This is a genomic window from Capnocytophaga canis, from assembly GCF_000827555.1.
Lineage (GTDB): Bacteria > Bacteroidota > Bacteroidia > Flavobacteriales > Flavobacteriaceae > Capnocytophaga > Capnocytophaga canis.
The window spans coordinates 1-266 of record NZ_CDOI01000129.1 but is presented as its reverse complement, the minus strand read 5'-3'; the positions used below and the strand labels follow the sequence as shown (position 1 = coordinate 266).

General features: G+C 35.0%; 1 protein-coding gene. It reads right to left on the bottom strand.

Annotated features, from left to right (window positions below; all coding sequences use genetic code 11):
* The coding region (locus CCAND38_RS11940) for a hypothetical protein (protein ID WP_042343914.1) at positions 1 to 266 on the bottom strand (266 nt) is incomplete at both ends.

Below are 266 nucleotides of genomic sequence, written 5' to 3'. Positions count from 1 at the left end.
TTCCCTACAAAAGTCCAAAGTTCATCAACTTGTAACGATTTGTATTTGTTTTGTTTGGGTTTGATTTCTCGATTGAAATTTACCAAGACCGAAAGTACTTTTTTGACGCTAACTTTTTCAATTTCAGCAATATCACGAACACCTACATTTCTTGCCAAAAGCAAGAGAATTTTCGCAGCAATATGCGAAACCCAACCTTTGTAGGTCAGATTATGATCGCCGATAAATTGGCGTTTACAGGTTTTGCAAAGATAGTTTTGTTTTTT